At 61.9% G+C, this 6,965-nt stretch carries 6 protein-coding genes; 2 read left to right on the top strand and 4 right to left on the bottom strand.

Going from position 1 to position 6,965, the window contains the following annotated elements; all coding sequences use genetic code 11:
* Window positions 1-198 precede the first annotated feature (198 nt).
* A complete protein-coding gene (gene ptsP, locus QMX91_RS27380) occupies window positions 199-2,478 on the bottom strand; it encodes a phosphoenolpyruvate--protein phosphotransferase (RefSeq protein WP_047596633.1) in 2,280 nt (759 codons plus the stop codon).
* A gap of 22 nt (window positions 2,479-2,500) precedes the next feature.
* Window positions 2,501-2,980 carry an RNA pyrophosphohydrolase gene (locus QMX91_RS27375; protein WP_003229203.1) on the bottom strand — a complete coding sequence of 160 codons (480 nt, stop codon included), beginning with the start codon at window positions 2,978-2,980 and terminating at the stop codon, window positions 2,501-2,503.
* A gap of 143 nt (window positions 2,981-3,123) precedes the next feature.
* Between QMX91_RS27375 and QMX91_RS27370 the strand changes: the two genes are divergently transcribed.
* A complete protein-coding gene (locus QMX91_RS27370) occupies window positions 3,124-3,780 on the top strand; it encodes an HAD family hydrolase (RefSeq protein ID WP_282413663.1) in 657 nt (218 codons plus the stop codon).
* Window positions 3,781-3,884: 104 nt separating this feature from the next.
* Here QMX91_RS27370 and QMX91_RS27365 read toward each other — a convergent pair whose 3' ends face one another.
* Entirely contained in the window at window positions 3,885-4,310 is a 426-nt protein-coding gene (locus QMX91_RS27365; RefSeq protein ID WP_282413662.1) for a DUF2269 domain-containing protein, read from the bottom strand.
* 39 nt (window positions 4,311-4,349) lie between these two features.
* Complete coding sequence (gene ilvA, locus QMX91_RS27360; protein ID WP_027610533.1) at window positions 4,350-5,864, bottom strand: threonine ammonia-lyase, biosynthetic; 1,515 nt, start codon at window positions 5,862-5,864, stop codon at window positions 4,350-4,352.
* 316 nt (window positions 5,865-6,180) lie between these two features.
* On the opposite strand from ilvA, the gene rpiA reads away from it, so the two are divergent.
* Window positions 6,181-6,855: a ribose-5-phosphate isomerase RpiA gene (gene rpiA, locus QMX91_RS27355; protein WP_007913886.1), complete on the top strand. Its 675-nt coding sequence runs from the start codon at window positions 6,181-6,183 to the stop codon at window positions 6,853-6,855.
* Window positions 6,856-6,965: the final 110 nt, after the last annotated feature.

Raw genomic sequence — 6,965 nt, 5'->3', positions numbered from 1 at the left:
GGCAAGAGCGCGAAAGTCGCGCTCATCGCCTGTATGCGAATACTGCTGATCAGACTGAATGCCATGCTGCGAGACGGCACAGAGTGGCGGTGACGAACGGTGGCAGTAAGACAGTTGCTCCCACATTCGACCACATTCCAAAGGTAGAACTCGGTCAAATGTGGGAGCGGGCTTGCTCGCGAAGAGGCCCACAAGGTTTTAGAGAGCCTTGTTGACCGCCGGCGGATTCATCTTCGACAACCCGAGATTCTTCAGCGCCAGTTGCAGCGAGCTGTGGATAACTTGCGGGTTATCGATCTTCATCAGCTCCGCCAGCAGATCCTTGGCCTTGCTCAGGTTGATCTGGCGCAGCATCCACTTCACTTTCGGCAAGTTGGTGGCGTTCATCGACAGGCTGTCGAAGCCCATCGCCATCAACAGCACCGCCGCTGCCGGATCACCGGCCATTTCACCGCAGATGCTCACCGGTTTGCCTTCGGCATGCGCGTCGCGCACCACGGTTTGCAGGGCTTGCAGCACCGCCGGGTGCAGGTAGTCGTAGAGGTCGGCCACTCGCGGGTTGTTGCGGTCGACCGCCAGCAGGTACTGGGTCAGGTCGTTGGAGCCGACCGACAGGAAGTCCACCTGCCGCGCCAGCTCCTTGGTCTGGTACACCGCAGCCGGAATTTCAATCATCACCCCGATCGGCGGCATCGGCACGTCGGTGCCTTCGTCGCGCACTTCGCCCCAGGCCCGGTGGATCAGGTGCAAGGCTTCTTCGAGTTCGTGGGTGCCGGAGATCATCGGCAGCAGGATCCGCAGGTTGTTCAGGCCTTCGCTGGCCTTGAGCATCGCGCGGGTCTGCACCAGGAAGATTTCCGGGTGATCGAGGGTCACGCGAATCCCGCGCCAGCCGAGGAACGGGTTGTCTTCCTTGATCGGGAAGTACGACAGCGACTTGTCACCGCCGATGTCGAGGCTGCGCATGGTCACCGGTTGCGGGTGGAACGCGGCGAGCTGCTCGCGGTAGATCGCCAGCTGTTCCTTTTCACTCGGGAAGCGCTGGTTGATCATGAACGGCACTTCGGTGCGATACAGGCCGACACCTTCGGCGCCGCGCTTCTGCGCCCGCGCCACATCGGCCAGCAGCCCGGTGTTGACCCACAGCGGCATGCGGTGGCCATCGAGGGTCACGCACGGCAGATCACGCAGGGTGTCGAGGCCCAGCGCCAGTTGTTTCTCTTCTTCGACCACCTCGGCAAACTGCTTGCGCAGCACATCGCTGGGGTTGGTGTAGACCTCGCCGCGGGTGCCATCGACGATCACTTCGATGCCGTCAACCTTGGCGTACGGCAGGTCAACCAGACCCATCACCGTCGGAATGCCCATGGCCCGGGCCAGGATCGCGACGTGCGAGTTACCCGAACCGAGGACCGACACCAGACCGACCAATGTGCCTTCCGGCACCTCGCCGAGCATCGCCGGCGTCAGCTCTTCGCTGACCAGAATGGTTTTTTCCGGGTAGACCAGGTTCTGCTGACGCTCTTCCTGCAAGTAGGCCAGCAGGCGGCGGCCGAGGTCTTTGACGTCCGACGCACGCTCGCGCAGGTAGGCGTCGTCCATCAGTTCGAAACGGTTGACGTGCTCAGTGACCACCTGACGCAGTGCGCCCTGGGCCCACTGGCCGGTCTTGATCACGGTGGTGATTTCGCTCCCCAGCGAGGCATCGTCAAGCATCATCAGGTAGACGTCGAACAGCGCACGCTCTTCCGGGCGCAGCTGGGTCGCGAGCTTGGCAGACAACGCGCGCATGTCGGCGCGCACACCTTCGATGGCGGTCTTGAACAGCGCCAGCTCGGCGTCGATGTCGGTGATGGTTTTATCTGGCACAACGTCCAGGTCCGCCGGCGGCAGCATGACCACCGCGGTACCGACCGCCGCACCCGGCGAGCCCGGTACGCCGACGAACTTGGCTTCCTGAATGCCCTTGCCCTGTCTGCCCAGACCACGGATCGAGCCGGTGGCCTCGGCGTGGGCGATAACGCCGGCGAGCTGCGCGCTCATGGTCACGAGGAAGGCTTCTTCACCTTCATCGAACTGGCGGCGTTCTTTCTGCTGGATGACCAACACGCCGACGACGCGGCGGTGGTGAATGATCGGCGCCCCGAGGAAGGAGGCGTAGCGCTCCTCGCCGGTCTCGGCGAAGTAGCGGTAGCGCGGGTGATCCGCGGCGTTTTCGAGGTTCAGGGGTTCTTCACGCGTGCCGACCAGACCCACCAGACCTTCGTTGGGTGCCATGCTGACTTTGCCGATCGAGCGCTTGTTCAAGCCCTCGGTGGCCATCAGGACGAAGCGGTTGGTCTCGGGATCAAGCAGGTAGACCGAGCAGACCTGGCTGCCCATGGCCTCTTTGACGCGCAACACAATAATCCCCAACGCCGCCTTGAGATCCTTGGCGGAGTTAACTTCCTGGACGATCTTGCGCAGCGTATTGAGCATGGCTCGGGGTCGAACTCCGTCGTCAGTCGCGCGCTAAAAGGCGCGGGGCAAGCTCTTTGAGGGCGCGTCGATACACCTCGCGCTTGAATGTCACCACCTGGCCCAACGGATACCAATAACTGACCCAGCGCCAGCCATCGAACTCCGGTTTACCGGTCAAATCCATCCGCACCCGCTGCTCGTTGGAGATCAGGCGCAGGAGAAACCATTTCTGCTTCTGGCCGATGCACAGCGGTTGGCTGTGGGTACGCACCAGACGTTGCGGCAAACGATAGCGCAACCAGCCACGAGTACAGGCCAGTATTTCAACATCTTCACGTTCCAGGCCAACTTCTTCGTTCAGCTCGCGGTACAAGGCGTCCTCCGGCGTCTCCTCGGGGTTGATTCCCCCTTGTGGAAACTGCCAGGCATCTTGATTGATACGGCGAGCCCATAGCACCTGGCCGGCGTCATTCGTCAGAATGATCCCGACATTGGGGCGGAAACCATCGGGGTCGATCACGGCAACAACCTCGCAAACGCATGTCGCCGCATTGTTCCACAAAGCTTGATAAGGCGGCAACGAAGGTTCCTACCTTATGTGCACTCTTGTGAAAAGACCGTATTCTTGTCGCCTTTTTACTGACTTTTCAGCGGGTAACTGCAATGCGCCTGGCTTTATTCGATTTGGACAACACCCTTCTGGGCGGCGACAGCGATCACGCCTGGGGCGACTATCTGTGCGAACGCGGCTTCCTCGACCCGGTGGCGTACAAGACGCGCAACGACGAGTTCTATCAGGATTACCTGGCCGGCCAGCTGGATAACGCCGCGTACCTGAACTTCTGCCTGGAAATCCTCGGCCGCACCGAAATGGCCGTGCTCGAACAGTGGCACAACGACTATATGCGCGACTGCATCGAGCCGATCGTGCTGCCCAAGGCGCTGGAACTGCTCAAACAGCACCGCGACGCCGGCGACAAACTGGTGATCATCACCGCCACCAACCGCTTCGTCACCGCCCCGATTGCCGTGCGCCTGGGCGTTGAAACCCTGATCGCCACCGAGTGCGAGATGGTCGATGGCCGCTACACCGGGCGCAGCACCGACATTCCGTGCTTCCGCGAGGGCAAGGTGACGCGCCTCAATCGCTGGCTGGCAGAGACCGGATATTCGCTGGATGACAGCTATTTCTATAGTGATTCGATGAATGATTTGCCGCTGCTGGAGCAGGTGGCGAACCCGGTGGCGGTGGATCCGGATCCGAATCTGCGGGCCGAGGCCGAGAAGCGGGGCTGGCCGGTGATTTCGTTGCGCGGCTGATTACGCCTTCGCGAGCAAGCCCGCTCCCACAGGAGATGGTGTTCACAACACCAATCCATGTGGGAGGGGGCTTGCTCCCGAATGGGGCAACGCGATGTGAAGCCTTAAACAGGCTTGGCGCCCATCAACCCGGCAATGGCGATAAAGCAGACAAAACTGAATAACGCCAAGGCAAAAGTGAACCTGCCAACCCCGCCCGGCGCCTTGCGCAAGCGATTCAACCGCACCAGCAACCAGAACCACGCCAGCGCCGCCACGGTGTACAGCACGCTGGAAGCCAGCAGCCAGGTCTGCCCCAGCGGCCAGCCGACCAGATGCACCATGCCCCAGCCGGTGAACGGCATGCTCAACAACGCCAGGCCCATCAACAGCCAGATGAACACCCGTGGCCGTTGCAAGGTGCGGCTGCCCGCCGTTGCATCACCTTTGCGTTTTGCCAGAAAAACCCAGACTCCCAACCCGAGCGCACCGGCCAGCAACACTACAGTGGCGACAATGTGCGCGGCTTTCAGGGCAGTTAACGTTTCCATTGTTCGATTTCCTCAGGGCCTGCCCATCAGCGTAGCCGCTCAGCCAAGAAACAACTGATAGGCCGGGTTTTCGCTTTCATCCCAATATGGGTAACCGATTTCTTCCAGCGCCGCCGGCACCAGATGACGCTCGTCATGCGGGACTTGCAGGCCCGCGACCACCCGGCCGTCTGCCGCGCCATGGTTGCGATAGTGGAACATCGAGATGTTCCAGCGCCCGCCGAGCTTGTTGAGAAAGTTGAACAGCGCGCCCGGACGCTCCGGGAATTCGAAGCGAAACACCACTTCGTCGATCACGTGCGCCGCGTGGCCGCCGACCATGTGGCGGATGTGCAACTTGGCCAGTTCGTTGTCGGTCAGGTCGAGTACCGGGAAGCCCTGCTCGGTCAGGCTCGCCAGCAGTGCGCTGCGTGGGTCGTTTTCCGGGTGAGTCTGCACGCCGACGAAGATGTGCGCTTCGCTGCCGGTGTTGTAGCGGTAGTTGAATTCGGTGATCTGGCGCTTGCCGATCGCTTCGCAAAACGCCTTGAAGCTGCCGGCCTGCTCCGGGATGGTCACGGCGATGATCGCTTCACGGCCCTCGCCCAGCTCGGCGCGCTCGGCGACGTGGCGCAGGCGATCGAAGTTGACGTTGGCCCCGGAGTCGATGGCGACGAAGGTCTGGCCGCTGACGCCGCGCAGCTCGACGTACTTCTTGATCCCGGCCACGCCCAAGGCGCCGGCAGGTTCGGTGATCGAGCGGGTATCGTCGTAGATATCCTTGATTGCCGCGCAGATCTCGTCGGTGCTGACGGTGATGACTTCGTCGACATAGTCTTTGCAGATATCAAATGTGTGCTGGCCGATCTGCGCCACGGCCACGCCGTCGGCGAAGATGCCCACGGTCGGCAGCACCACGCGCTCGCCGGCGGCCATGGCCGCTTGCAGGCAGTTGGAGTCGTCCGGCTCGACGCCGATGACCTTGATGTCCGGACGCAGGTATTTCACGTACGCCGCGATGCCAGCGATCAGCCCGCCGCCGCCGACCGGCACGAAGATCGCGTCCAGCGGTTGCGGGTGCTGGCGCAGAATTTCCATCGCCACGGTGCCCTGCCCGGCAATGGTGTGCGGATCGTCGTACGGGTGGATGTAAACGTAGCCCTTTTCATCGACCAGTTTCAGCGAGTAGGCCAGGGCTTCCGGGAAGGAATCGCCGTGCAGCACCACTTTGCCGCCGCGCGAACGCACGCCTTCGACCTTGATCTCCGGAGTGGTCTTGGGCATCACGATGGTGGCCTTCACGCCCAGCACTTTCGCCGCCAGCGCCAGACCCTGCGCATGGTTGCCCGCCGACGCGGTGACCACGCCACGGGCGCGCTCTTCGTCCGTCAGCTGGGTCAACTTGTTGTACGCGCCGCGAATCTTGAACGAGAACACCGGCTGCAAGTCTTCACGCTTGAGCCAGATGTCATTGCCCAGCCGCTCGGAGAGCTGGCGAGCGTTCTGCAGCGGGGTTTCTACGGCAACGTCATAAACGCGCGAGGTGAGGATCTTTTTGACGTACTGTTCGAGCATCGGAAAGCATCACTGGCGATTGGGCGGGGCCGACGAGTCTAACCCGGCTTTTGCCCGTGCGACCACACTGAACAGGGGGTTTTAGCTGGGGCGAACAGTTTGTGATGTAAACCTCATTGTGGTGAGGGGATTTATCCCCGATCGGCGGCGCAGCCGTCGTCAACCTGAGAGCGCAATATTTGGGAGGAGTGCTGGGGAGCGCTTCGCCCTCCATCGGGGATAAATCCCCTCACCACAGGAGTGTTTCCCCCTGCCTTGTCGCGGGGCCTATAATGCCGGCCTTTCCGTTCTCACCTTGCCCGCTTCCGGAGCCCGCATGACCCAGGATCAACTCAAACAGGCAGTGGCTCAGGCCGCCGTCGACTTCATCCTTCCGAAACTCGACGACAAGAGCATCGTCGGGGTCGGCACCGGCTCCACCGCCAACTGCTTCATCGATGCACTGGCCCAGCACAAGGGCGCGTTCGATGGCGCGGTTGCCAGCTCCGAAGCCACTGCCGCACGCCTCAAGGGCCACGGGATTCCGGTGTATGAGCTGAACACGGTCAGCGACCTGGAGTTCTACGTCGACGGCGCCGACGAGAGCGACGCGCACCTGAACCTGATCAAGGGTGGCGGCGCCGCCCTGACTCGCGAAAAGATCGTCGCGGCCGTGGCCAAAACCTTCATCTGCATCGCCGACGCCAGCAAACTGGTGCCGGTGCTGGGCGAATTCCCGCTGCCGGTCGAAGTGATCCCGATGGCTCGCAGCCACGTGGCCCGTCAACTGGTGAAACTGGGCGGCGACCCGGTGTACCGCGAAGGCGTGCTGACCGACAACGGCAACATCATCCTCGACGTGTTCAACCTGCAGATCACCAACCCGGTGGAGCTGGAAGCGCAGATCAACGCGATCGTCGGCGTGGTCACCAATGGCCTGTTCGCGGCGCGTCCGGCGGATCTGCTGTTGCTGGGCACCAGCGAAGGTGTGAAAACCCTGAAGGCTGAGTAAGCCCGGCCGCCCCATTCTTGAGGGTAATTGCGTTACCCCCTGTGGGAGCGGGCTTGCTCGCGAATGCGGTGTGTCAGATACATTAATTTGTCTGATACACCGCATTCGCG

This window comes from Pseudomonas sp. PS01299 (assembly GCF_029960145.1).
Lineage (GTDB): Bacteria > Pseudomonadota > Gammaproteobacteria > Pseudomonadales > Pseudomonadaceae > Aquipseudomonas > Aquipseudomonas putida_A.
This window is presented reverse-complemented; position numbering and strand designations above follow the sequence as displayed.

What these genes read in the sequence shown, in the direction of transcription:
- ptsP (WP_047596633.1), bottom strand. Translation starts at nt 2,478, where the DNA reads ATGCTCAATACGCTGCGCAAGATCGTCCAGGAAGTTAACTCCGCCAAG.
- QMX91_RS27370 (WP_282413663.1), top strand. Translation starts at nt 3,124, where the DNA reads ATGCGCCTGGCTTTATTCGATTTGGACAACACCCTTCTGGGCGGCGAC.
- QMX91_RS27365 (WP_282413662.1), bottom strand. Translation starts at nt 4,310, where the DNA reads ATGGAAACGTTAACTGCCCTGAAAGCCGCGCACATTGTCGCCACTGTA.
- ilvA (WP_027610533.1), bottom strand. Translation starts at nt 5,864, where the DNA reads ATGCTCGAACAGTACGTCAAAAAGATCCTCACCTCGCGCGTTTATGAC.
- rpiA (WP_007913886.1), top strand. Translation starts at nt 6,181, where the DNA reads ATGACCCAGGATCAACTCAAACAGGCAGTGGCTCAGGCCGCCGTCGAC.